The following is a 21,837-nucleotide window of genomic DNA, read 5'->3' on the forward strand; positions in this document are numbered from 1 at the left end:
TTGCGGGAACCTCCCCCCGGAAGTGCCGGTTCTGATAGTGCCGGTCGGGGCTTTGGCGGGTTTCCGCGGGCTCCCGCGGGCGCGCGCCCCGTCGCGCTCCTCGTGCGCGGGTTCGATGCGGCCACCTGCTTGCCCGCTTCGGTTAACGCGCAGGCCACATAGGCCGTACGCTCCTGCCTTGTCTTGAACTGAACCCCACCGCACATGTGAAGGCGGATCTCGTATATGGACACCGCAGAGTACGAGCGCAAGATCGCCGCCCGATTCGCCCTCTTCGACCAGGACGGCAACGGCTATATCGACCGTGAGGACTTCAGCAAGGCTGCCCGTGCGGTGATGGCCGAATTCGGCGTCACCGCACGCTCCGACAAGGGGCAGGCGGTCTTCGGCGGAGCCGAGGCGTTCTGGCAGGGCATGGCCGGCATCGCCGATGTGGACGGCGACCAGCGGGTCACCCGCGAGGAGTTCGTGACCGGGGCGGCCAAGCGGCTGCAGGACAGCCCCGAGCGGTTCGCCGGGATCGCCGAGGGCTTCCTGCACGCGGTGATCGCGGTCGCCGACGAGGACGGCGGCGGTGTGACCCCGGAGGCCGCGGCCCGGGTGCTGCGGGTGCTGGGCGTGGCGCCGGACCTGGCCGTGACGGTGTCCACCGCGCTGGACGACGACGGGGACGGCCGGATCTCCGAGGCCCGGATCCTGACCGCCTTCGCCGCGTACTGCGGGGTCGACCCGGACGCGTGAACCCGGGCGGGTTTCCCGTACGCATGACCCCGTACGCATGACGCCGGACGCGTGATCCCGTACGCATGACGCCGGACGCGTGATCCCGCACGCGGGACCGCACGCGCCGCCGCCCCGGCCCTCGTTCAGCGCGCCGCTGCCGGGGGCGGCGGCGTGGCGGGTGCCGTCGGGGCGGTCGGAGTGCCCGGGGCCGTGGGTGCCGTCGGGGCCGGCGGGTTGGACGGCCCGGACGGCTGGGCCTCGGCCGGGACCTCCCACGCGTGCTCAGGGGTGATGATCTTCGTGATCGCCGCCGTGATCTGCGAGCTCAGGTTGCCGCCCTTGTCGGTGTCGGCGTTGACGAGCACGACCAGCGTGGTCCCGGCAGAGGGCAGCCGTACGGCGACGCTCTCGTAGCCGGGGAGTTCGCCGTTGTGCCCGATCCACCCGTCGATCTCGGCGATGCCCAGCCCGTAGCCGATGCCGGGGTGGCCGGTCGCTCCCATGCGCAGCCGCTGGGCCTGGGTGCCCGGCTCCAGCAGCCGCTTGCCGCCGGGGAGCTTTCCGGACGTCAGGACGGGCACCCAGCGGTGCAGGTCGTCCAGGTCGGAGACGGCCGCTCCGGCGGCCCAGGCCCAGGAGGGGCTCCAGTTCGAGGCGTCGGCGATCTTCCCGTCCGGCGTGAAGTTCGTGTACCCGTGGGCGTAGGGCGAGGGCATCGCGCCGTCGGACGGGAGTGAGGTGTCGTTCAGGCCGGCCGGGCCGAAGACGTGCTGCTCCAGGTAGGCGTCGAGGGGCTGCCCGGAGACCTTCTCGATCAGCATGCCCAGCAGGACCGTGTTGGTGTTGCTGTACTCCCACCGTGTCCCGGGCGGGAAGTTCGCCGGGTGCGCGAAGGCGATGTCCACCAGTTGCCGGGGCGTCCAGGAGTGCTGGGGGTCGGCCTTCATGGTGTCCAGCAGGCCCTCGTCCTCGGTGTAGTTGTAGAGGCCGCTGCGCATGTCGGCGAGCTGCCGGACGGTGATCCGGTCGCCGCCGGGCACCCCGTCCACGTAGCGGGAGATCGGGTCGTCCAGGCCGACCTTGCCGTCGTCGACGAGCTGGAGCAGCGCGGTGACGGTGAAGGTCTTGGTGACGCTGCCGAGCCTGCTGTACAGGTCCGTCTTCATCGGGAGGCCGAGCGCGGAGTCGGCGGTGCCGAAGGAGCGCACGTAGTCGCCGCGCCCGTCGATCCACACCCCGACGTTGGCGCCGGGGATGTCGGCCTGCTCCATCACGCGTTCGATGGCCCGGTCGAGCCGTTCGGTGGTGACGGGGTCGAGGCCGTCGCGCAGGGGCGCCCCCGAGGCGGGCACCTGCGCGGTGCCGAGTACGCCCAGGACCAGGGCGGCGGCGGCACAGGCCGTACGGCTTCGGAGTCCGGGCATGGGGAGATCACCTCAAAGGTGCCGGTCCCCGAGAGCGACGGGCATGCCCTACCCATCCTAGGAACCGGTCCGGGCGGCGGCGAGCGGGCGGGGTTCAGCCCCCGGCCGGCGCCCGGTTGCCGGGTGCCGGGTCCCCGAGGGCTCGGACCCCGGGCACTCGGTCCCCGGGCACTCAGCCCCCCGGCGTGAAGATCCGGTCCAGCCGGTGCCGGAGCAGCCCGGCCGCGGACTCCGGGGTGCGGAAGCCGGCAAGGACGCTGGTGCCGAGCCCGGCGGACATGGCCAGCAGGGCGGCAGCCTCGGCGCGCGGGTCGGTGTCCGGTGCCGTCAGGCGCGCGTCCACGGCCTTCTCCAGCAGCCCGGTGACCGCGTCCTCGGCGGCCCGCGGGCTGTCGAAGGCGGGCTGGGCGGCGAGTGTCGGGTCGGTGACCGCCAGGATCGTGTACGAGGTGTGGACGAGGTGGAAGGCGCGGCTCTCCTCGTCGGCCGGCAGCGCGGTCAGGAGCAGGGCCTCGACCACCGCGCGCGGGCCGGGGTCCGGTCCGGCGGCGGCGACCGCCGCCCCGACCCGCGCGCCGAACCGCTCGACCAGGTGCCGGAGGCCGTAGAGCAGCAGCTTCTCCTTGGTCTCGAAGTAGTACTGCACCAGCCTCAGCGACACTCCGGCCTCGGCCGCCACGTCCCGCATGCCCACCGCGTGCAGGCCGCGCGCGGCGGCCACCCGGATCAGGGCCTCGGCGATCTGGGTACGGCGTTCCTCGTGGTCCACGCGCTTGGGCATCGGACTGCTCTCTCCTGCCTCCTCGACTCCCTTGATGGTACAGCCGTACCAAGATCGTGGTACGGTCGTATCACGAAAGACCGGATGACCAGGTCCCAGGAGGTGGCCCCGTGCCCGAGAAGACCAGCGCCCGCCGACCCGACGTCGGCCGGTACGTCAGCGACGCCCTGCGCGACCGCTACTTCGCCGCCTGCGACGCCGTCTACGCGCTGGGGGCGCCGATCCGCTCCGAGACCGACGTGGAGACGAGCTTCGGCACCACCCACGTCTACCGGTACGGCCCCGCCGGCGACCCGGCCGCGGAGGCCCGCACCCCCGTGGTCCTGATCCACGGCGCCGGCTCCTGCGCCGCGACCTGGTACCCCAACACCCCGGACCTCGCCGCCGACCGCCCGGTCTACGCCCTGGACACCCCCGGCGACGCCAACCGCAGCGTGCACCGCGAGCCGATGTGGCAGCCGGAGCGCGCCGCCCAGTGGCTCGACGAGGCGCTCGACGGCCTCGGCCTCGACCGGGTCCACCTGGTCGGCGCGTCCTACGGCGGCTGGCTGGTGCTCAACATGGCGCACCGCCGGCCCGGCCGCCTGGCGTCCGTGACCGCGCTCGACCCCGGCGGCCTGGAGAAGGTCGGACTGCGCTTCTTCGCCTGGGTGTTCGTCAGCCTCTTCGCCACCCTCGCGCCCAAGCCGCTGCGCCGGCGCCTCGCCACCTGGCTGGAGCAGCCGGTGCTCGTCGTGCCCGAGCTGCGGGCGATGGCGCTCGCGGGCGTCCGGGCGTACCGGATCCGCCGCCCGGCACCGCTCCCGCTGGCCGAGGAGGCGCTGCGCTCCGTCCGCACCCCGCTCTACCTGGTGCTGGGCAGGCGCAGCCTGCTGCTCGACCCCGACCGGCAGGTGGAGCGGGTGCCGCGGCTGGTGCCGGGTGCCCGCGCGGAGATCATCTCCGGGACCGGCCACGGCCCGCAGATCGACCACGCGGGCGAGGTCAACCGCCGGATGCTCGCCTTCATGGAGGACGTGGACCGGCTCCCGGCGGACGCCACGGGTGTCCGGCCGGCGTAGGACTCGGGCGGCTTGGGGCTCGGGCGGTGTGGAACTCACCCGGTGCAGGGCCCATCCTGCGCAGGACCCATCCTGCGCAGGACCCATCCGGCGCAGTGCTCAGTCTGCGTAGCGCTCGCGGAGCTTGTACTTCAGGACCTTGCGGAGCGTGTCGTTCCGGGGGAGGGCCTCGACCACTTCCAGCTGCTCCGGCAGCTTGTGGGTGGCGAGGCCCTCGGCGCGCAGGTGGGCGGTGACGGCCGGCAGGGTGAGCGGGGCGGCCCCCGCAGGCTGTTCGACGACCGCGCAGACGCGTTCGCCGCGTTCGGGGTCGGGCAGTCCGATGACGGCGACGTCGGCGACGCCGGGCAGGGTGTGCAGGAGGTCCTCGATCTCCTTGGCGGAGATGTTCTCGCCCTTGCGGATGATGACGTCCTTGCTGCGGCCGGTCAGCACCAGGTGGCCCGTCCCGGTGAGGTGCCCCAGGTCACCGGTGATCAGGTAGCCGTCGGGGTCGAAGACCGCCGCGGTCTGCGCCGGGTCGAGGTAGCCGCGGCAGACGGCCTCGCCGCGCAGCCGGACCTCGCCGTCCGTGCCGGCGGGGAGGGGCTTGCCGTCCGGGTCGGTGATGCGGACGGACATGCCGGCGGGGGGCCGGCCCTCGGTGTTGGCCAGGTTCTCGTCGGTGTCGTCCGGGGAGCCCATGGTGATCATCGGGACCTCGGTCATTCCGTAGCCGTGGGTGAGCCGGCAGCCCAGTTCGCGGGTGACGGCGTGGTAGACCTCGGGGGGTTTCGGGGCCCCGCCGCCCGCGAGCAGCCGCAGGCTGGGGATCAGCTTCGCGCCGGGCGGCAGCTTGCGCTGTTCGGCCAGGAACATGGAGTAGAAGGCGGTGGAGCCGCCGGCCACCGTGACCCCGTGCCGCCGGTAGCCGTCCAGGGCGTCGGGGAGCGCGAACTTCTCGAAGAGGACCGCCGGGAAGCCGTAGAGGAGCAGCATCACCAGGTAGTCGGGGCCGCCTATGTGGGCGTAGGGGAAGGCGATGGAGCCGACGTCGGCGGCGCTCAGCCGGAGGGCGTGGGCCAGGCAGGAGCCGCCGGCGATGAGCGAGCGGTCGGTGTGCAGGACGCCCTTGGGGTCCGAGGTGGTGCCGGAGGTCCAGTAGATCCACCGGACGTCCGTGCCCGACTCCGGGGGTGCGGGCAGGACTGCCGGGTCCCCCTCGGGCAGGTCGCCGTACGCCTCGAAGACGCCGCGGGCGCCGAGCCGTGCGGCCATGGCGGTGTGGTCGAAGCCGCGCCAGGTGCCCGGCACGGCGAAGAAGCCGGCCCCGGAGGCGGTGAGGGCGAAGCCGACCTCGCGGTCCCGGTAGAAGGGGATGACGGGGGACTGGACGGCGCCGAGCCGGGCGAGGGCGACCGACAGCAGCACCGTCTCGATGCGGGTGGGCAGCTGCCAGGCGACGACCGTGCCGGGGCGGACGCCGAGGCCGTGCAGTCCGGCGGCCACGCGTTCGGCGCGGTCGCGCAGCCCGCCGAAGGTGAGGGTCCGGCCGGTCTCCGCCTCGATCAGCACGGGGGCGTCCGGGGTGAGCCCGGCCCGGCGGGTGATCAGTTCCCAGAAGGTGGCCGACCGGTCCAGTTCGCGTGCGGTGTCCGTCATGCCCGGCCTCCCGTGGCGTCCTGACCTGACGTTCTGTCAGATCGACGGAGAGCGTAGGCCGGGAGCGCTTTACGGTCCAGGGTGTGCGGGGCTAGCTTGTTTCTGACGGGTCATCAGAAAGTTATCGGAGATTGTTCCGAAACAGGTGAGGGGACTCCATGGAACTGCCTCGGATCATCAGCGTCGACGACCACGTGATCGAACCCGCCCATCTCTTCGACCGCTGGCTGCCGGCCAAGTACCGGGACCGCGGACCCAAGGCCGTCACGGCCGGCATCGGCGAGCTCGCGTACGTCGGCGGCAAGTACCAGATCACGATGGACCCCGACGGCCCGCCCACCGACTGGTGGATCTACGAGGACCTCAAGTTCCCGTACAAGCGCAACATCGCCGCCGTCGGCTTCGACCGGGACGAGATGACCCTGGAGGGCATCACCCGGGAGGAGATGCGGCGCGGCTGCTGGGACCCGGCCGCCCGGCTCAAGGACATGGACCTCAACCACGTCGAGGCGTCGCTCTGCTTCCCGACCTTCCCCCGCTTCTGCGGCCAGACCTTCGCCGAGGCCCACGACAAGGAGGTCGCCCTCGCCTGCGTCCGCGCCTACAACGACTGGATGGTCGAGGAATGGTGCGGCGACAGCGGCGGCCGGCTGATCCCGCTGTGCATCATCCCGCTCTGGGACATCGACCTCGCCGTCGCCGAGATCCGCCGCAACGCCGCCCGCGGGGTGCGCGCCGTCACCTTCTCCGAGATCCCCACCCACCTGGGCCTGCCGTCCATCCACTCCGGCTACTGGGACCCCTTCTTCGCGGTCTGCCAGGAGACCGGCACCGTGGTGAACATGCACATCGGGTCCTCCTCCCAGATGCCCGCCGCCTCCCCCGACGCCCCGCCCGCCGTCCAGGCCAGCCTGAGCTTCAACAACGCGATGGCCTCGATGATGGACTTCCTCTTCAGCGGGGTGCTCGTCCGCTTCCCCCGGCTCAAGCTCGCCTACAGCGAGGGCCAGATGGGCTGGATCCCGTACGCCCTGGAACGCGCGGACGACGTGTGGCAGGAGCACCGGGCCTGGGGCGGGGTGCGCGGCCTGATCCCCGAGCCCCCGTCGACGTACTACTACCGGCAGATCTTCTGCTGCTTCTTCCGCGACAAGCACGGGATCGCCTCCCTCGACGTCGTCGGCCGCGACAACGCCACCTTCGAGACCGACTACCCGCACGTGGACTCGACCTTCCCGCACACCAAGGAGGTCGCCCTCGACCACGTCAAGGGACTCGACGAGGAGACCGTTTACAAGCTGATGCGGGGCAACGCGATCCGGATGCTCGGACTGGACGTGGTCTGAGCCGCCATGGACCTCACCTACACCGAGGCGGAAGAGGACTTCCGGGCCCGGCTGCGGGAGTGGCTGGCCAAGGTGCTGCCGGCCCTCCCGGACAAGCCATCGCCCGACGACTGGCCGGGCCGGCGGGCGTACGACGCGGGCTGGCAGCGGATGCTCCACGACGCCGGGTACGCCGACGTGCACTGGGACGCCTCCCCGACCCGCCGGCTGATCTTCCTGGAGGAGACCGAACGGGCCGGCGCCCCCTACGTCGGGGCGAACTTCGTCGGACTGCTGCACGCCGGACCGACCATCGCCGCCGAGGGCACCGAGGCCCAGCGGGAGCGCTGGCTGCCCCCGGTGCTGCGCGGGGACGAGATCTGGTGCCAGGGCTTCTCCGAACCGGACGCCGGCTCGGACCTGGCCTCCCTGCGCACCCGGGCGGTCCGCGACGGGGACGACTACGTGGTGACCGGATCGAAGATCTGGACCTCGCACGCGGAAGTGGCCGACTGGTGCGAGCTGCTGGTGCGCACCACCCCCGTCGGCCCGGCGACGCCCAAGCACCGCGGGATCACCTGGCTCGCGATGCCGATGGACGCGCCGGGCATCACCGTACGGCCGCTGCGGACGCTGGCGGGGTCCACCGAGTTCGCCGAGATGTTCCTCGACGAGGTCCGGGTGCCGGTGGCCAACCGGGTCGGCGAGGAGGACGACGGCTGGCGGGTCACCATGGTCACCCTCTCCTTCGAGCGGGGGACGGCCTTCGTCGGAGAGGTCGTGGCCTGCCGCCGCACCCTGGGCGGGCTGGCCAGGGAGGCGCGGCGCAACGGCCGCTGGGACGACCCGGTGCTGCGGCGCAGGCTGGGCCGGCTGCACGCGGAGTTCGGGGCGCTGTGGCGGCTCACCCAGTGGAACGTCAGCGAGGCGGAGGCGTCGGGCGGGGTGCCGGGGGCCGGCGGCTCGGTGTTCAAGCTCCGCTACTCGCACGCCCGGCAGGAGCTGTACGACGCGGCGGCCGAGGTGCTCGGGGCCGGGGCGCTGTCCCTGCAGGGGGAACGCCGGGAACAGGGGGAATGGGCCCTGGACCGGCTCTCCTCCCTCTCGTACACGATCGCGGCGGGCACCTCGCAGATCCAGCAGAACATCGTGGCCGAGCGGATCCTCGGCCTGCCGAAGGGGCGGTGAGGGTGCCGTGGACTTCCGGCTGACGGAGGACCAGCGCGACCTGAGAGCGGGCGTACGGGAGCTGCTCGCGGGCCGCTACGGGCGGGAGGCCCTGCGCGCCTCGCTCGACACCGGAACGACGGTGGACCGCGGACTGTGGCGGGAGCTGGGCGACGCCGGGTTCTTCGCCCTGCGGCTGCCGGAGGCGGAGGGCGGGGTCGGACTCGGGCTGCCGGAGGCGGTGCTCGTCTTCGAGGAGGCCGGGCGCGCCCTGGTGCCCGGCCCGCTGGTCGCCACCCACCTGGCGGCCGGAACGGTCCCGGGCGCGGCGGAGGGCTCGGCCGTGGTCACCGCCTACGACCTGGCGGACGGCCTGGTGGCCCACCTCGCCGAGTCGGACGCGGTGCTGGGGGCCGACTCCGGCACCCCGCCGCCGACCGGCACCGCGACCGCCTCGGTGGACCCGCTCACCCCGCTGCACCGGGTGGCCGCGGCGGGGGTGGCGGGTGCGGCCGGGGTGGAGGGTGCGGCCGGGACCGCGCCGGCCCCGGTGTACCGGCGCGAGGGGGCGCTGCTGACCGCGGCGCTCCAGCTGGGCAGTGCGCTGCGGACGGTGGAACTGGCGGTGGCGTACGCCGGCGAGCGCGAGCAGTTCGGGCAGCCGATCGGAGCCTTCCAGGCGGTCAAGCACCTGTGCGCGCAGATGCTGGTGCGGGCCGAGGTGGCCCGTACGGCGGTCTACGCGGCGGCGGTGACGGGCGTACCGGCGGAGACGGCGGCGGCGAAGCTGCTGGCGGACGAGGCGGCGGTGCGCAACGCCCGGGACTGCCTGCAGGTGCACGGCGGGATGGGGTTCACCTGGGAGGCGGACGTGCACCTGCACCTGAAGCGGGCGTGGGTGCGGGCCGAGCAGTGGTGCACGGCTGCGGAGTGCGAGGAACTGCTGGCGGCAGACCTGCTGGCGGCGGAGCTGCTGACGGAGGACCCGCCGGCGGCGGATACCTGACCGGAGGAGGGAGGCGGGGAGCCGCGGAAGAGCCGGTTGGGGTCACGGTCGGGACGGCCGGGGACGCATGTCCGATTACAGAGAGTTGATATCGGTTTGTGTCCTCCGGGCGTGCCCATTACGGACCGCAGTCGGTGACGGCTCCGGTACGCTCCCGTCAATGCGAGCGGCCCGGCGGCGTGAGCGTCGCACAGTATGCACCACGCCTACTCCTTCGCGCTGGAATATGCCCGAAGCGCTTGTTGTGGTGACTGTATGTCAACCATGCTGCTACGCAAGGGGATCACGGTCGGTGATTCCGTCGTCCTTTCGCGAGGCGAAGTGTCCGCCGGTTCGGATGGTGTGAGCGGTGCAGGTGCTTCAGGTTCAGCTGGAGGTAGGCCCGGATCCCGCAGAGGTCGGCCGGGCCCGCAGATGGGCGCGTTCCCGGCTCGCGGGGTCCGGCATAGGGGACGACGAGCCGCTCGCGGAGACGCTGATCCTGCTGATCTCGGAGCTGGTCACCAACGCCGTGGTGCACACGGGCTGCCCCGCGGTGCTGCGCATGCTGCTCGGCGGTCCGGGGGTCCGGGTGGAGGTCGCCGATGCCAGCGACCGCCCGCCGGCCCCGCGGCACGCGGCCGGCGACGACACCGGAGGACGGGGCCTGGAGCTGGTGGACGGGCTGGCGGACCGCTGGGGCTGGCAGCGCGAGGGGGCCGGCAAACGCATCTGGTGCGAGATCGACCGCTCGGAGAAAAGGTGCGCGGACACGGCCGGGCAAGATTTTGCCGTGTCGCGGGAACCGCGCGTGTACCTCTAACGAGGTGTTGACGGTTCGTCACGTGTTGATCACCCTGGAGTGGAGCGACGCGTCGCGAGGGGACGCCAAGGGACCACCTTGACGAGTGCGGGTCGTGGGGTGGCGGCTTGCCGTGCCGCGCTCGGGGCGTGCACGAACGTACGCCGCCACCCGCAGTACCTCCGGGCGTGGCGACCGCAGTGGTGCAATCCTGGACGGATGATCGCTAAAGGGATGTCCGGTGGGGAGATCGTCGTTGCCGTCGACGGCTCCCAGCACAGCCTGAAGGCCCTGGACTGGGCGGTCGACGCCGCCCGGTCCGGCGGCCGGCAGCTCGTGGTCGTCCACGTGCTCTCCGACGAGACGCAGATGTGGCGCGCCCGGCGGGACGCGGTGCTCGGCACGCCGGAGCACGAGCCGCCCGACCCGGTCACCGAGCACGCGCGCAGCCACCTCTACGAGCGGGAGGACCTGCCGGAGATCCGGTACGAGTCCAAGGAGGGCGAGCTGGAGGGAGTCCTCCAGGAACGCGGGGCGCGGGGCGCGATGCTGGTGGTGGGCTCGCGCGGCCGGGGCGGCTTCGCCAGCCTGCTGCTCGGCTCGACCAGCCGTCTGGTCGCGACCAAGGCGGCCGTACCCGTGGTGGTGGTCCGGCACACCGCCGAGGACGCGGCGGCGGACGCACCGGTCCTGCTCGGCCTCAACCCCACCGAAACCGCCGACGAGGTCATCGCGTTCGCCTTCGGGTGCGCGGAGGAGCAGGGCCGACCGCTGGTGGCGCTGACCGCCTTCCCCAGCCCGGCGGCACCGCTGCCCATGTTCGGCACCCCGATGGCGGGCGTCCCGGAGGACGACGCAGCGCCGCTCACCCGCGAGATCGAACGGGCCCAGCAGGAACGGCTGGCGCCGTACACCGGCAGCTTCACCGCGGTGCGGGTGCAGAGCGAAATCGGCGCGGGTGACTCGGCCGGCCAACTGGTCGCCCGGTCGGAAACCGCGTCCCTGCTGGTGGTCGGCCGCCACCGTCGCCGCGTGAAGGCGGACTCGCTGATGATGGGCTCGGTCACGAACGCGGTCCTGCACCACGCCCACTGCCCGGTGGCGGTGGTGCCGGGGTTGGAGTGAGGGGTGGGGGCGGGGGCGGGAGCAGGAGCGGGGTACGGGGCTGTTGGCGCGGCGCGCTTCACCCCCTGAGCCGGGCCGGGCCGGGCCGGGGGTTGCCCACCGCCCCCAGACGGCGCTGCTGTGTGGCCGAACGGCGTGGTCGGGCGGCGTCGGTGGGCTATGGCCGCAGCCCGCTTCACCCCCTGAGCCGCGCCGGGCTGGGTCGGGGGTTGCCCACCGCCCCCGCCGCGCCACTGCGAAGCCGAACGACGCAGTCGAGCGGCGTCGTGGTGTGCCGGCGCTCCGCCTGGGCGGTATCGGGGTGGTGCCCGGGGGTGGCCCGTCAGTCCCAGTGTCATTACGGGTCCGTCAGCCCTGTCAAGGGCGCTCCTTCGTCGCGTCGCCCGGAGGGCGATGGCCCGTTGGGCCACCCTTGACAGGACTGCCGGCCCCGCAACGACAAGGACTGTCGGGCCGCCCCCGGGGGACGGCACGGGGGACCCGAGGCCAGTCGTCATCGGCTTCGGCGGGCACGGGCAGCGGCTCCGCTCGGCCGGCCGCCCTCCGGGCGGGAAGCCGAATCCCGGTCGACGGGATCACTGCACGCCAGCGCGCCCAGGGCGCGTCAGATCGCTACATGCTCCTGCTTTCTCAGCGGATCCGACCCGCCCGTGGCCGAACACAGGCCGCCATCGATCGCTACGTGGGCATTCGGAGCATGGCGGCCGGCAGGCCGTCCGTGCGGACGGATGGATGGCGGCGGGGGACCCGCCATCGACCGCTCCGTGCTCCCGCCGGACGGCGAACGGGCCACCCGTTCCAGCGGCAGCGGCCGGCTGCCGCCGGAGGCGGCAGCCTGCATGGAACGACGGATCTTTCGGTCGCCACGAGCAGTCAGGCTGCCGCCCGACCTCCCCGACAATGCGTGCGCCTCGGACGTCAGCCCCACCCCGGGTCTGCTTGTCAGCTGCCGTCCCGGCATCAGCACACAGCGATCATCTGCGTCATCTCCCCAGCCCCTGGAGCACCGCATCCGCCGACAGACCAAAGCGAGTAGCGGTCGCCCGCGCCGCCGTCTGCCAACTGCATGCACCAGCCCCATCGCGGCCTGTCGGCCGCCGGGACCGGCCCGAACCGCGTAGCGATCGTGGGCGTCTGCCGCCATCCGCACGCACAAGACCCACCGGCCTATCAGCCGCCGAGACGGCCCGAACCTCGTAGCGATCAATCGCGGCCTATGTACGGCCACTGACGGGCCGAATTCGCCCTCCGGCAGGAGCACGTAGAGATCTGATGCGCCCTGGGCGTCGTTTCGTGCAGTCATCCCGTCGACTGCGATTCGGCTTCCCGCCCGGAGGGCGGCCGGCCGAGCGGAGCCGCTGCCCGTGCCCGCCAACGCCAGAGCAGGTGTGGCCTTGGGTCCCCCCGTGCCGTCCCCCGGGGGCGGCCCGACAGTCCTTGTCGTTGCGGGGCCGGCAGGCCTGTCAAGGGTGGCCCAAAGGGCCATCGCCCTCCGGGCGACGCGACGAAGGAGCGCCCTTGACAGGACTGCCGGACCCGTAATGACACTGGGACTGACGGGCAGCCCCCGGGCACCTCCCCGATTCCGTCCAAGCGGCGCCCCGGCACACCCTGACCGGCCTCACCGAGTAGTCGGGCTCACGTGGCGTTCGGCTGTTGCCCCGGTCCGGCCTCGCTTTCTGCTGCCGTCCGTGGTGTGGGGAGCCCGTGCATGGTGACCGCGAGGTGGCGGATGGGGAGGACGCGCCATCCGATCCGGAGGCCGTCGTGCAGGGTGAGGTTGAAGCCGGCCGGCTCACCGCGGTGGAGTGCGGCCAGGGCGTGGATCCGACTTCCCCGGTCGGCCAGCACGAGGGCCTGGTCCGTGTCCGTGGGGGAGAGGGAGAAGGGGTGTCCGGTGCGGATCCGGGTGTGGATGAGGCGGATGGCGGCCTCGGGGGTGCCGAGCATGATTCGGTCGAGCAGCTCGGGTCGGTCGTCGTACGTGTCCCGGTAGCGGACCGCCTCGCACCAGTAGCCCGTGCGGACCTCTGCTGTGCAAGCTGCTGAAGTGTGCCTGGGCATGCTTCGCCCTCTCTTTGGCAAGTGATGGCACGTCAACTCAGCTGCGAAAAAGGGCGTTCGCAGACCATGCACCGGGAACCTAACGTCTGCGGCGGAGTGGCATCAACTGTTTGACGTCCAACGAGTGAGTCGGCATATGCCAACTCGTGAAGCATGAAGAAGCGGCCTCCGCCGTTGGCGGGGGCCGCTTCCTGGGTCATCGCTATGCGCGCGTGCCGTACTTGTCGAACTGGCCTGCTGCTGCGCCGTCAAGGAACGCCTGGAGCTTCGCACGGCTGGTGCGGATGATCACGTCGGGTTCATCGCTCTCACGCAGCCAGATCTCGTCCCCTTCGACGGCAGCCACCTCAAGGCAGTTGCTGCCCTCCGCGTCCGTGCTGTATCGGGACTTCTCCCATTTGATATCCACTATTCCCACGCCCTCATACTTGTTCGGCTCTTTCGCGGATGAAGTCGCGCGACCGCTCCGGGCTGAGGGATCGCTCCTCGGTTCGGTCGAGGATCGCCCGGTAGTTCGCGAGACGGGTCTCGGCGTCGAGGAAGGCGGGGCCATGCACAGTGTCCGTCTGCACGGTGTCCAACTGAGGTACGGGCCCATGTGCGTACAGGGTCGAGGACCCGGCGTTCGGGAACCCGCCTGCCGAGAACGGGATCACGCGGACCGTCACGTTGTCCCGCTCCGACTGCTCCAGCAGACTCTCGAACTGGGCCTTCGTCACCTTGGGGCCGCCGAATTCCAGCCGCAGGGCCGCCTCGTGGATCAGGAAGGTGCATTGCGGCCGGTTGGGGCCGTCCAGCACGTCCCGGCGGCGCAGCCGGTACGAGAGTTGTCGTCGAAGACTGGTCGGACTGAGTGGGGGTACGGCCTGCTCGAAGACTGCGCGCGCGTACGACTCGGTCTGGAGCAGCCCAGGGACGTGCATGATCTGGACGGCCCGCAGTGCGACAGAACCGGCCTCCAGTTCGGCAAGGTCGAGTGCGCCTGAGGATAGGACGCCGCGGTACTCCAGCCACCATCCCTGTGCGCGTTCCTCGGCCATGGCGGCAAGGGCGTCGATGTACTTCTCGTCCGAGCAACCGTAGTGACCCGCCCAAGTGCGAACGCGCTCTTCGCTGACGCCCGAGCGTCCCGATTCGGTGTTGGCGATGTTCGTTCGGTCGGTCCCGAGGAGTTGGCCCGCTTGGGCCGGAGTGAAGCCGGCGTGCTCTCGAATCTTGCGCAGCTCGGCGCCGAGTCGTTGCTGCCGGGCCGTCGGGGCCTTCCTGTTGGGCATCGGCCTCCCTCTCGTGTCGGGTCCAAGTGTGGCCCGTCAACAAGGACTGGTCCACATTGATGCACTCCTGATGCGAAACGGCATCACTAGTGAGTCCATCCCGCTACAGTCGGTCGCAGCACCGCGTCATACGCCTGTAAGACCGAAGTGCAGCCGCTGACGCGCGCCTTGGCGCGCGTCACCTGGGGGCGGCCAATGCCACGTGCCTGGCGTGCAGCGCGAACTCGTACGCGTGGGGAGAAGCAGCGATGAAGACGAGCATGAGCACGTACCGGCTGGTGGCCCCCAGCAGGCCGGACACGCCCTGGATCGCACGGGAGTGGGTGGTGCTGGTCCTGCGGACGGTCGGGCTCGGGGAGTTGGTGGAGGCGGCCCGGTTGTGCACCTCGGAGGTGGTGACCAATGCCCATCGGCACAGCGGGAGTGACGAGATCGGGGTGGAGGTCGCGCTCGCGGACGGCGGGGGAGTCACGGTCTACGTGTACGACAGTGCCCCCGAACGGTGGCCGAGCGGCGGATGGGGGTTGTTGCGGGAGGGCGGGCGCGGGCTCGGCCTGCTCGGTGCGTACGCGGACGACTGGGCCGCCGTGGTCGTCGACGACACCGCGAAGGCCGTGTGGTTCCGGTTGGGCGCCGGAGGCGGGGACGGTGTGTAGGGCGCCCGCCCCGGTGGTGTGGGGAGCACCGGCGGGGCGGGCGGGGGGCGGCGGGGCCGTCGAGGCGGCCAGACCGCCGGAACGGTCAGGCCGTGGGGGCGGGCTGGCCGGCGAGGAGCGAGAGCAGCTGGTCGCGCTCGTCGCGCCAGATGCGGTGGACGTTCATGCGGGTCGGGCCCTGCTGGTTGGGCAGCTGCATGTGGAAGTTGCTCCAGATCGTGTTGTTGTTGATCTGGGAGACGAGGCCGACGGCCTGCGCGCGGGGGATCGCGAAGGCTATCTCCTGCGGGCGGTTGCTCATCCGAGAGGCGCGGTGGACGACTACGGCCTGTTCGGTGACGGTGATGAAGTAGTACGTGAGGAACGCCTGGCCGATCAGGCCCAGCATGCTCATCAGCCAGACGCTGGGGCCGGCGACGGCCTGGACGGTGACGAGGGGCCGGTCGGCCGGGTTGGCCTGGGCGATGGCAGCGTGGACCTGCTGCGTGATGGTGGCCTTCTTCATGGCCATGGTGGGGACTCCCGAGCGGTAAACAGAGCCCCCGGGGGTCGGGGGCACCGCAGCGTACCGGCTCGCACGGGAGTGCGGGAGGGGGTGGTGCCTGTGGGGTGGAATGCCCGGTTCCGGGGTCCCATGGGCCGCTCGGGACGGCGGTGTGTCAGGTGTGCACGGTGTTCTGACGTTCCGTGCAGTCATGTTCGAAGAGTGAGCTGCCGGTCCCGGTCTGGGTGGGGCCGCGGTTCTCCGCCTTCATTTGATCGGTTTCCCGTTGTACTTGCCGTTGGTGCAGACCCACTGGGATTTGAGGGAGTCGTAGTCCACGGATCCCCCGCCCTTCTCGCAGGTCTGCGCGTCGACGGTGGGCGGGGGAGTCGGTGCGGCGGCGGCCGTGCCGCCGAGAGTGAACAGCAGGACGGCCGTGGCGAATCCGAGGATTCGTGTGCGCATCGGAACCTCCGGGCGGACGAGCGACACGGTCATGACCAGCTTCGCCCCGTACGCCCGGGCGTGCACCTCGGGTGTGGGCTCCGAGCTGCGTCTTCCCAAGTGCAGCGGCAAGCTGGTGTCATGGAGAACATCCCCGCGATAGTCGTGGGGCCGCCGGACTGCATCGGATTGCGCAAAGTCGTGATCGACGGCAAGTCCGCGGGAGCGGTGTGGTCCCTCCACGAACTGCACGACCTCCTGCGGCATGCCGGTGTGGAACCCGGAAACGGCATCCAATGGCTCGGCGGAGACGACACGGTCTGGCCGGACCGCCCGTGGCGGCGGCGGATCACCGGGATTCTCATGGCGGTCGGCTTGTTGGTGACCGCGCGCATCTGCCTCGTGATCGGGAAACGCGACACGATAGATGCGCTCACCTTTGCCGGCCGCGCGACCGGGTTGATTTTCCTGATCATGGGCGCGGCGGAGTTGCTGGCGACTGTGGCCGCGTGCGACTACTGGCGAAAGCGGAAACGAAAGTACTCCGGCCCCATTCTTCTGCTAGGGGTCCTGGTAGCCCTTCTCGTCGGGCTGCTGCTGCTCTACATGCACATCATCAGCCAGCCCTACACGCACTACATGTTGCGCTGGATAGCCCTCACGGTCCTGTCGGCATGGGCTCTGTGGATCCTCGTCCGAAACCGCGCCTGGGAAGGCCTGAGGAATCCCTGGAGGGTCGCGCTCGGGGCGGTCGTCTCCACCCTCATCGTCATCGCCAATCTGGCGTACACGCAGATCTATGTGCCCTCGGTCACGTCTCCGATCGTGCAGACCTCGGCCGAATTCGGAACGCCGAGTCTGGGCAGGGACGGCACGACGATGTACGTGCCAGTCCGTCTGAACATCAGGAACACCGGTGAAGTTCCGGTATACATCCTGGGCAGCATGTACTGGATTCGCGGCATCGGGAACGTTGTGAGCCCGTCGTCGGCCGACACCGTCTTGATACAGCCCGGTGAATTCATCAGACCGCCCGGGCGGTCATTGAATCCGAAAGAGGACTTCTCGGAGGATGTGGTCGCAAGGATCCCTAGTTCCGGCGATCTTAAATTCGAGGCGATCGCGGCGCAGGTCGAGGCATATGTGGTCCGGAAGGATCGACTGAAAATGTCTGAGGACTACGGGGATTCCGGGAAGTGGAGGAGTGAGCTCAAAGCGAAGGGTGAGGACAAGGATCCGCCGGGGCCCGATTCCGAATACCGCAGGTACCAGTCCCGGTTCTCCAACAGCAGTGAGCTCCTGAACGTGACGCGGGGCCGGGAGCGCGTGACGCTGTGGTGGGTGCTTCGGGGGAACACGCGGCCTCCGGGTCCCTACCTGGACGTGGACGTGTCCCTGCCGGGCGAGAAGGAGACGTACGACCTGCACGACGCGGCGACGAGGAAGCGTGCTGAAGAGCTCTACGGCCTCCAGCTCATCCCCGGCTCGATTGCCGAGATCCCCTATGCGGGGCTGCTGAAGGCAGCCCAGGGCCAGCGGCCGAATTGACCCCGGCCGCCCGCCGGACGTCTCAGAGGATCGCCACCGGTGCCACCGGGGTGCCCGTGCCGCCGACGAAGGGTTCGGGCATGGCCGAGAGGAGGAAGGCGTAGCGGCCCTCTTCTGCACAGGCTGTGGACAAGGTTTCGAGGTTCCAGTTCTGGCCCTGGTGCATGCCCATCTCGACCAGGTCGAGGGCGTGCACCGGCAGCCACAGGTCCTCGATCTCCGGGGGGAAGATCTCGAAGGTGAGGGTGTCGTTGGCGACGGCCGCCACGTCCCGCGCGTGGAACCACTCCGGGGTGCGCACCGAGAGTCCGGGGGAGGGGAAGCCGTAGCCGTGCTTGTCGCCCGCGAGGTAGGTCTGGATCTGGCCGGTGCGGACGAGGACGATGTCGCCGGCCCGCACCTCCACCCGGCCGAATTCCTCGGCTTCGGCCAGGTCCGCCGGGGTGACCGCGTGGTCGCCGGGCAGGCGGTCCAAGCCCTTGGCGCGGGCGACGTCCAGCAGGACCCCGCGCGAGACGATCGGGGTGGCCTTGTCGATCCCGCTGAACGCGGCCCGGGTGTGCGGGGTGATCGAGGAGGCCGGGCGGCCGTTGTAGATCCGGCCCGAGTGGGAGACGTGGGTCAGGGCGTCCCAGTGGGTGGCCGACTGCAGGCCCATGGTCACCGCGTCGTCGCTGCACGCCACCGTGCCCGGCCCGAAGATCTCCTGGTTGATCTGCACCATCGTGTGCAGCGGGTTGATCCGGCCGGGGATCAGGCCGGCCTGGACGCCGTCCTCCTTGAGGGGGAGGGCGAGCGGCACGCGGAGCCCGGTCCGGACTTCGCGGGCGGCCTCGCGGACCACCTCGGCGGTGATCAGGTTCAGGGTGCCGATCTCGTCCTCGGCTCCCCAGCGGCCCCAGTTGTTCACGCGCTTGGCGATCTCGTGGAACTCGGCCGGCAGGGACATGGGTCCTCCTCGGGGCTTGTGCGCGCACATCCGACTGCCCCTAGAATCTAACGGTCCGTCAGAAACCGCGGGAAGGGGCCGGACGTGGGGAACTTCTTGGCAGGCAAGGTCGTCGCCGTCACCGGCGCGGGGCGGGGCATCGGCCGGGCCGTTGCGCTCGCCGCCGCCGCCGAGGGCGCACGGGTCGTGGTCAACGACTACGGGGTCTCCATCGAGGGCGGGGAACCGAGCAGCGAGGTCGCCGAGGCCGTGGTGAAGGAGATCACCGGGGCGGGCGGCGAGGGGGTGGCCGTCGCCGACGACGTGTCCACGATGGAGGGCGGGCAGCGGATCGTCGACACCGCGCTCGCGCAGTACGGCCGTATCGACGGGGTCGTGTGCGTGGCGGGCATCCTGCGCGAGCGGATGCTGTTCAACATGAGCGAGGGCGAGTGGGACCCGGTGGTCGCCACCCACCTCAAGGGCACCTTCACCGTCTTCCGGGCGGCCTCCGCGGTCATGCGGAAGCAGGGCACCGGCACCCTCATCGGGTTCACCAGCGGCAACCACCAGGGCAGCGTCGCCCAGGCCAACTACTCGGCCGCCAAGGGCGGGATCATCTCGCTGGTCCGCAGCGCCGCCCTCGGCCTGCACAAGTACGGGGTGACCGCGAACGCCGTCGCCCCCGTCGCCCGCACCCGCATGTCGGCCAACGTGCCCATGGAGCTCAAGGAGATCGGGGAGCCCGAGGACGTCGCCGCCCTCGTCACCTACCTGCTCAGCGACCGGGCCCGGCAGGAGGACATCACCGGGCAGGTGTACACCATCGCCGGCCCGAAGATCGCCGTGTGGGCGCAGCCGCGCGAACTGCGCGCAGGCTACGCCGAAGGCGCCTGGACCCCCGAGAAGATCGCCGACTTCCTGCCCGGCACCGTCGGCACCGACCCGATGCCGATGCTGGCGCAGCTGGAGGCCATGGCCAGGGCGGCGGCCGCCAAGGACCGCCCCAACGCGTAGGGGCCGGGCGGTGGACTTCGGATTCGGCACGGCGGAACGGGAGTTCCGGGCGTCCGCGCGGGACTGGCTCGCCGGACACCTGGTCGGCCCGTACGCCGACGCCGTGGGGCTGGGCGGGCCGGGCAGCGAGCATCAGGGGGTCGCTGCCCGGCGCGCCTGGGAGCGGGAGCTGGGGCGGGGCGGCTGGATCGGCCTGGGCTGGGAGGCGGAGCCCGGCGCGTACGGGCAGCAGCGGGCCTCCCTCACCGGACAGGTGGTGTGGGCCGAGGAGTACGCGCGGGTGCGCGCCCCCGGACGGGTCGGCCACATCGGGGAGAACCTCCTCGCGCCCACGCTGCTCGCGTACGGCAGCCGGGAGCAGCGGGACCGCCTCCTCCCGGGCATCGCGCGCGGCGAGGAGCTGTGGTGCCAGGGCTACAGCGAGCCGGGGGCCGGCTCGGACCTGGCGGGGATCCGTACGACGGCGGTGCGCGAGACGGCCGCCGGGCGCACGGGCCACCGCGTCACCGGGCAGAAGATCTGGACCTCGCTGGCCCGGGACGCCGACTGGTGCTTCGTGCTCGCCCGCACCGAGCCGGGCTCCCGGCGCCACCAGGGGCTGTCCTTCCTCCTCGTACGGATGGACCAGCCGGGTCGGGTCGAGGTCCGGCCGATCCGGCAGATGTCCGGGACCAGCGAGTTCAACGAGGTGTTCTTCGACGGCGCGCTCGCCGAGGAGGTCGTCGGCGGCGAGGGCAACGGCTGGACCGTGGCCATGGGCCTGCTGGCCCTGGAGCGGGGGGTGTCCACCCTGGTCCAGCAGATCGGCTTCGCGGCCGAGCTGGAGCAGGTGGTCGCCGACCACCTGAGGGCGGGCGGGGCGGGCGGGGCCGGCGGCGGCGCCGCGGACCCGGTCCTGCGGGACCGTCTGGTCCGGGCGTGGGCGGAGCTGCGCACCATGCGCTGGAACGCGCTGCGCACCCTGGGCGGCACCGGGGATCCGGGAGCCCCGAGCGTGGCCAAGCTGCTGTGGGGCGGCTGGCACAGGAGGCTCGGGGAGCTGGCGGTGGCGGTCCGGGGCGCGGGGGCCGCGGCCGGGGTGCGGGACTGGGCGCCCGGTGAGCCGTACGAGGAGGGGCTGGACGAGGCGCAGCGGCTCTTCCTGTTCACCCGCGCCGACACGATCTACGGCGGTTCGGACGAGATCCAGCGGAACATCATCGCCGAGCGGGTGCTCGGTCTCCCCAAGGAGCCCAGGAGGTTCAGTTGAGAGGCGTCGTGTTCGACGGCAAGCGGGCGCAGGTGGTCGACGACCTGGAGATACGCGACCCGGGTCCGGGCGAGGTACTGGTGGCGGTCGCGGCGGCCGGGCTCTGCCACAGCGATCTCTCGGTGATCGACGGGACGATCCCCTTCCCGCCGCCGGTGGTGCTGGGCCACGAGGGGGCCGGGGTGGTGGAGGCGGTCGGCGCGGGAGTGACGCACGTGGCGGCCGGTGACCACGTCTCGCTGTCGACCCTGGCGAACTGCGGGGCCTGCGCCGACTGCGACCGGGGCCGGCCGACGATGTGCCGGAAGGCGATCGGGATGCCCGGGCAGCCGTTCTCGCGGGGCGGGCAGCCGCTGTTCCAGTTCGCCTCGAACTCGGCCTTCGCCGAACGGACCATCGTCAAGGCCGTGCAGGCCGTCAGGATCCCCTCCGACATCCCGCTGACCAGCGCGGCCCTGATCGGCTGCGGGGTGCTGACCGGCGTCGGCGCGGTGCTGAACCGGGCGAAGGTGGACCGCGGCGAGTCGGTCGTGGTCATCGGTACCGGGGGGATCGGGCTCAACGTCCTCCAGGGGGCGCGGATCGCGGGCGCGTCGGTGATCGTGGCCGTGGACGCCAACCCGGCGAAGGAGGCGGTGGCCCGGCAGTTCGGTGCCACCCACTTCGTGGACGCCTCGGCGGTGCCGGACACCTCAGCGGCCGTGAAGGAGGTCCTGCCGACGGGCGCGGACCACGTGTTCGAGTGCGTGGGCAGCGTGAAGCTGATCCGGCAGGCCATCGACCTGCTGGACCGGCACGGACAGGCGGTGCTGCTGGGCGTGCCGGGCTTCAGGGAGGAGGCGGCCTTCCAGGTCTCCTCCCTGTACCTGGACAAGACCATCATGGGCTGCCGGTACGGCTCCTCCCGCCCGCAGCGGGACATCGCGCTGTACGCGCAGCTGTACCGGGAGGGCCGGCTGCTGCTGGACGAGCTGGTCACCGAGGTCTACCCGGTGGAGGACTTCGCGAAGGCGGCGGACGACGCCCACCACGGGCGGGTGGCGCGGGGGGTCCTGACCTTCTGACGGCCTTCCGGGAGTCACGGCCGTGACGGGCGCCGGCGGGGTCGAGCCCCCCCCGCCCCCACCCCACGGGAAAGC

21 protein-coding genes are annotated in these 21,837 nt (G+C 71.5%); 12 read left to right on the plus strand and 9 right to left on the minus strand.

What is annotated here, in order from left to right; genetic code table 11:
• The first annotated feature begins 225 nt into the window (after window positions 1–225).
• A complete protein-coding gene (locus AB0O36_RS34375; RefSeq protein ID WP_365117263.1) occupies window positions 226–741 on the plus strand; it encodes an EF-hand domain-containing protein in 516 nt (171 codons plus the stop codon).
• Between the two features lie 125 nt (window positions 742–866).
• Here AB0O36_RS34375 and AB0O36_RS34380 read toward each other — a convergent pair whose 3' ends face one another.
• Window positions 867–2,147, minus strand: a complete 1,281-nt coding sequence (locus AB0O36_RS34380; RefSeq protein ID WP_365117265.1) for a serine hydrolase domain-containing protein — start codon at window positions 2,145–2,147, stop codon at window positions 867–869.
• Between the two features lie 172 nt (window positions 2,148–2,319).
• Complete coding sequence (locus AB0O36_RS34385; protein ID WP_365117267.1) at window positions 2,320–2,928, minus strand: TetR/AcrR family transcriptional regulator; 609 nt, start codon at window positions 2,926–2,928, stop codon at window positions 2,320–2,322.
• A 110-nt stretch (window positions 2,929–3,038) separates the two neighbouring features.
• Between AB0O36_RS34385 and AB0O36_RS34390 the strand changes: the two genes are divergently transcribed.
• Window positions 3,039–3,989: an alpha/beta fold hydrolase gene (locus AB0O36_RS34390; RefSeq protein ID WP_365117268.1), complete on the plus strand. Its 951-nt coding sequence runs from the start codon at window positions 3,039–3,041 to the stop codon at window positions 3,987–3,989.
• A 99-nt stretch (window positions 3,990–4,088) separates the two neighbouring features.
• Here AB0O36_RS34390 and AB0O36_RS34395 read toward each other — a convergent pair whose 3' ends face one another.
• A complete protein-coding gene (locus AB0O36_RS34395) occupies window positions 4,089–5,630 on the minus strand; it encodes an AMP-binding protein (protein ID WP_365117269.1) in 1,542 nt (513 codons plus the stop codon).
• Between the two features lie 158 nt (window positions 5,631–5,788).
• On the opposite strand from AB0O36_RS34395, the gene AB0O36_RS34400 reads away from it, so the two are divergent.
• The 5 genes from AB0O36_RS34400 (at window position 5,789) to AB0O36_RS34420 (ending at window position 11,034) form a co-directional block, all read left to right on the plus strand.
• Window positions 5,789–6,976: an amidohydrolase family protein gene (locus AB0O36_RS34400; RefSeq protein WP_365117270.1), complete on the plus strand. Its 1,188-nt coding sequence runs from the start codon at window positions 5,789–5,791 to the stop codon at window positions 6,974–6,976.
• A 6-nt stretch (window positions 6,977–6,982) separates the two neighbouring features.
• Window positions 6,983–8,143, plus strand: coding sequence for an acyl-CoA dehydrogenase family protein (locus AB0O36_RS34405; RefSeq protein WP_365117272.1), 1,161 nt, complete (start codon window positions 6,983–6,985; stop codon window positions 8,141–8,143).
• Between the two features lie 7 nt (window positions 8,144–8,150).
• A complete protein-coding gene (locus AB0O36_RS34410) occupies window positions 8,151–9,128 on the plus strand; it encodes an acyl-CoA dehydrogenase family protein (RefSeq protein ID WP_365117274.1) in 978 nt (325 codons plus the stop codon).
• A gap of 349 nt (window positions 9,129–9,477) precedes the next feature.
• Window positions 9,478–9,930, plus strand: a complete 453-nt coding sequence (locus tag AB0O36_RS34415) for an ATP-binding protein (RefSeq protein WP_365117277.1) — start codon at window positions 9,478–9,480, stop codon at window positions 9,928–9,930.
• A gap of 198 nt (window positions 9,931–10,128) precedes the next feature.
• Entirely contained in the window at window positions 10,129–11,034 is a 906-nt protein-coding gene (locus AB0O36_RS34420) for a universal stress protein (protein WP_365117279.1), read from the plus strand.
• 1,638 nt (window positions 11,035–12,672) lie between these two features.
• On the opposite strand, the gene AB0O36_RS34425 is transcribed toward AB0O36_RS34420, so the two are convergent.
• The 3 genes from AB0O36_RS34425 to AB0O36_RS34435 form a co-directional block, all read right to left on the minus strand.
• Entirely contained in the window at window positions 12,673–13,098 is a 426-nt protein-coding gene (locus AB0O36_RS34425; RefSeq protein ID WP_365117282.1) for a hypothetical protein, read from the minus strand.
• 202 nt (window positions 13,099–13,300) lie between these two features.
• Window positions 13,301–13,507, minus strand: coding sequence for a DUF397 domain-containing protein (locus AB0O36_RS34430; protein WP_365117313.1), 207 nt, complete (start codon window positions 13,505–13,507; stop codon window positions 13,301–13,303).
• Between the two features lie 13 nt (window positions 13,508–13,520).
• Window positions 13,521–14,372 carry a Scr1 family TA system antitoxin-like transcriptional regulator gene (locus tag AB0O36_RS34435; protein WP_365117285.1) on the minus strand — a complete coding sequence of 284 codons (852 nt, stop codon included), beginning with the start codon at window positions 14,370–14,372 and terminating at the stop codon, window positions 13,521–13,523.
• Between the two features lie 248 nt (window positions 14,373–14,620).
• Between AB0O36_RS34435 and AB0O36_RS34440 the strand changes: the two genes are divergently transcribed.
• Window positions 14,621–15,028, plus strand: a complete 408-nt coding sequence (locus AB0O36_RS34440) for an ATP-binding protein (RefSeq protein WP_365117286.1) — start codon at window positions 14,621–14,623, stop codon at window positions 15,026–15,028.
• Between the two features lie 85 nt (window positions 15,029–15,113).
• Here the strand turns inward: AB0O36_RS34440 and AB0O36_RS34445 are convergent, their stop codons facing one another.
• Window positions 15,114–15,539 (minus strand): hypothetical protein, encoded by a 426-nt coding sequence (locus AB0O36_RS34445; RefSeq protein ID WP_365117288.1) that lies wholly within the window; start codon window positions 15,537–15,539, stop codon window positions 15,114–15,116.
• A gap of 240 nt (window positions 15,540–15,779) precedes the next feature.
• Complete coding sequence (locus AB0O36_RS34450) at window positions 15,780–15,977, minus strand: hypothetical protein (protein ID WP_365117290.1); 198 nt, start codon at window positions 15,975–15,977, stop codon at window positions 15,780–15,782.
• A gap of 120 nt (window positions 15,978–16,097) precedes the next feature.
• Between AB0O36_RS34450 and AB0O36_RS34455 the strand changes: the two genes are divergently transcribed.
• Complete coding sequence (locus tag AB0O36_RS34455; RefSeq protein ID WP_365117293.1) at window positions 16,098–17,504, plus strand: hypothetical protein; 1,407 nt, start codon at window positions 16,098–16,100, stop codon at window positions 17,502–17,504.
• 22 nt (window positions 17,505–17,526) lie between these two features.
• Here AB0O36_RS34455 and AB0O36_RS34460 read toward each other — a convergent pair whose 3' ends face one another.
• Entirely contained in the window at window positions 17,527–18,453 is a 927-nt protein-coding gene (locus AB0O36_RS34460) for a cyclase family protein (RefSeq protein ID WP_365117295.1), read from the minus strand.
• 84 nt (window positions 18,454–18,537) lie between these two features.
• On the opposite strand from AB0O36_RS34460, the gene AB0O36_RS34465 reads away from it, so the two are divergent.
• Genes AB0O36_RS34465 through AB0O36_RS34475 form a run of 3 tightly spaced genes read left to right on the plus strand, consistent with a single transcriptional unit; the run spans window position 18,538 to window position 21,762 of the window.
• The gene (locus tag AB0O36_RS34465; protein ID WP_365117297.1) at window positions 18,538–19,449 is read left to right on the plus strand and encodes an SDR family oxidoreductase; all 912 of its coding nucleotides are present in this window, start codon (window positions 18,538–18,540) and stop codon (window positions 19,447–19,449) included.
• A 10-nt stretch (window positions 19,450–19,459) separates the two neighbouring features.
• Window positions 19,460–20,698, plus strand: a complete 1,239-nt coding sequence (locus AB0O36_RS34470; protein WP_365117300.1) for an acyl-CoA dehydrogenase family protein — start codon at window positions 19,460–19,462, stop codon at window positions 20,696–20,698.
• A complete protein-coding gene (locus AB0O36_RS34475) occupies window positions 20,695–21,762 on the plus strand; it encodes a Zn-dependent alcohol dehydrogenase (protein WP_365117303.1) in 1,068 nt (355 codons plus the stop codon). Before AB0O36_RS34470 ends, AB0O36_RS34475 begins: the two co-directional genes overlap by 4 nt.
• The last annotated feature ends 75 nt before the right edge of the window (window positions 21,763–21,837 follow it).

Source organism: Streptomyces sp. NPDC089799 (assembly GCF_040684755.1).
Lineage (GTDB): Bacteria > Actinomycetota > Actinomycetes > Streptomycetales > Streptomycetaceae > Streptomyces.

What these genes read in the sequence shown, in the direction of transcription:
- AB0O36_RS34375 (WP_365117263.1), top strand. Translation starts at nt 226, where the DNA reads ATGGACACCGCAGAGTACGAGCGCAAGATCGCCGCCCGATTCGCCCTC.
- AB0O36_RS34380 (WP_365117265.1), bottom strand. Translation starts at nt 2,147, where the DNA reads ATGCCCGGACTCCGAAGCCGTACGGCCTGTGCCGCCGCCGCCCTGGTC.
- AB0O36_RS34385 (WP_365117267.1), bottom strand. Translation starts at nt 2,928, where the DNA reads ATGCCCAAGCGCGTGGACCACGAGGAACGCCGTACCCAGATCGCCGAG.
- AB0O36_RS34395 (WP_365117269.1), bottom strand. Translation starts at nt 5,630, where the DNA reads ATGACGGACACCGCACGCGAACTGGACCGGTCGGCCACCTTCTGGGAA.
- AB0O36_RS34400 (WP_365117270.1), top strand. Translation starts at nt 5,789, where the DNA reads ATGGAACTGCCTCGGATCATCAGCGTCGACGACCACGTGATCGAACCC.
- AB0O36_RS34405 (WP_365117272.1), top strand. Translation starts at nt 6,983, where the DNA reads ATGGACCTCACCTACACCGAGGCGGAAGAGGACTTCCGGGCCCGGCTG.
- AB0O36_RS34420 (WP_365117279.1), top strand. Translation starts at nt 10,129, where the DNA reads ATGATCGCTAAAGGGATGTCCGGTGGGGAGATCGTCGTTGCCGTCGAC.
- AB0O36_RS34425 (WP_365117282.1), bottom strand. Translation starts at nt 13,098, where the DNA reads ATGCCCAGGCACACTTCAGCAGCTTGCACAGCAGAGGTCCGCACGGGC.
- AB0O36_RS34435 (WP_365117285.1), bottom strand. Translation starts at nt 14,372, where the DNA reads ATGCCCAACAGGAAGGCCCCGACGGCCCGGCAGCAACGACTCGGCGCC.
- AB0O36_RS34440 (WP_365117286.1), top strand. Translation starts at nt 14,621, where the DNA reads ATGAAGACGAGCATGAGCACGTACCGGCTGGTGGCCCCCAGCAGGCCG.
- AB0O36_RS34445 (WP_365117288.1), bottom strand. Translation starts at nt 15,539, where the DNA reads ATGGCCATGAAGAAGGCCACCATCACGCAGCAGGTCCACGCTGCCATC.
- AB0O36_RS34450 (WP_365117290.1), bottom strand. Translation starts at nt 15,977, where the DNA reads ATGCGCACACGAATCCTCGGATTCGCCACGGCCGTCCTGCTGTTCACT.
- AB0O36_RS34455 (WP_365117293.1), top strand. Translation starts at nt 16,098, where the DNA reads ATGGAGAACATCCCCGCGATAGTCGTGGGGCCGCCGGACTGCATCGGA.
- AB0O36_RS34460 (WP_365117295.1), bottom strand. Translation starts at nt 18,453, where the DNA reads ATGTCCCTGCCGGCCGAGTTCCACGAGATCGCCAAGCGCGTGAACAAC.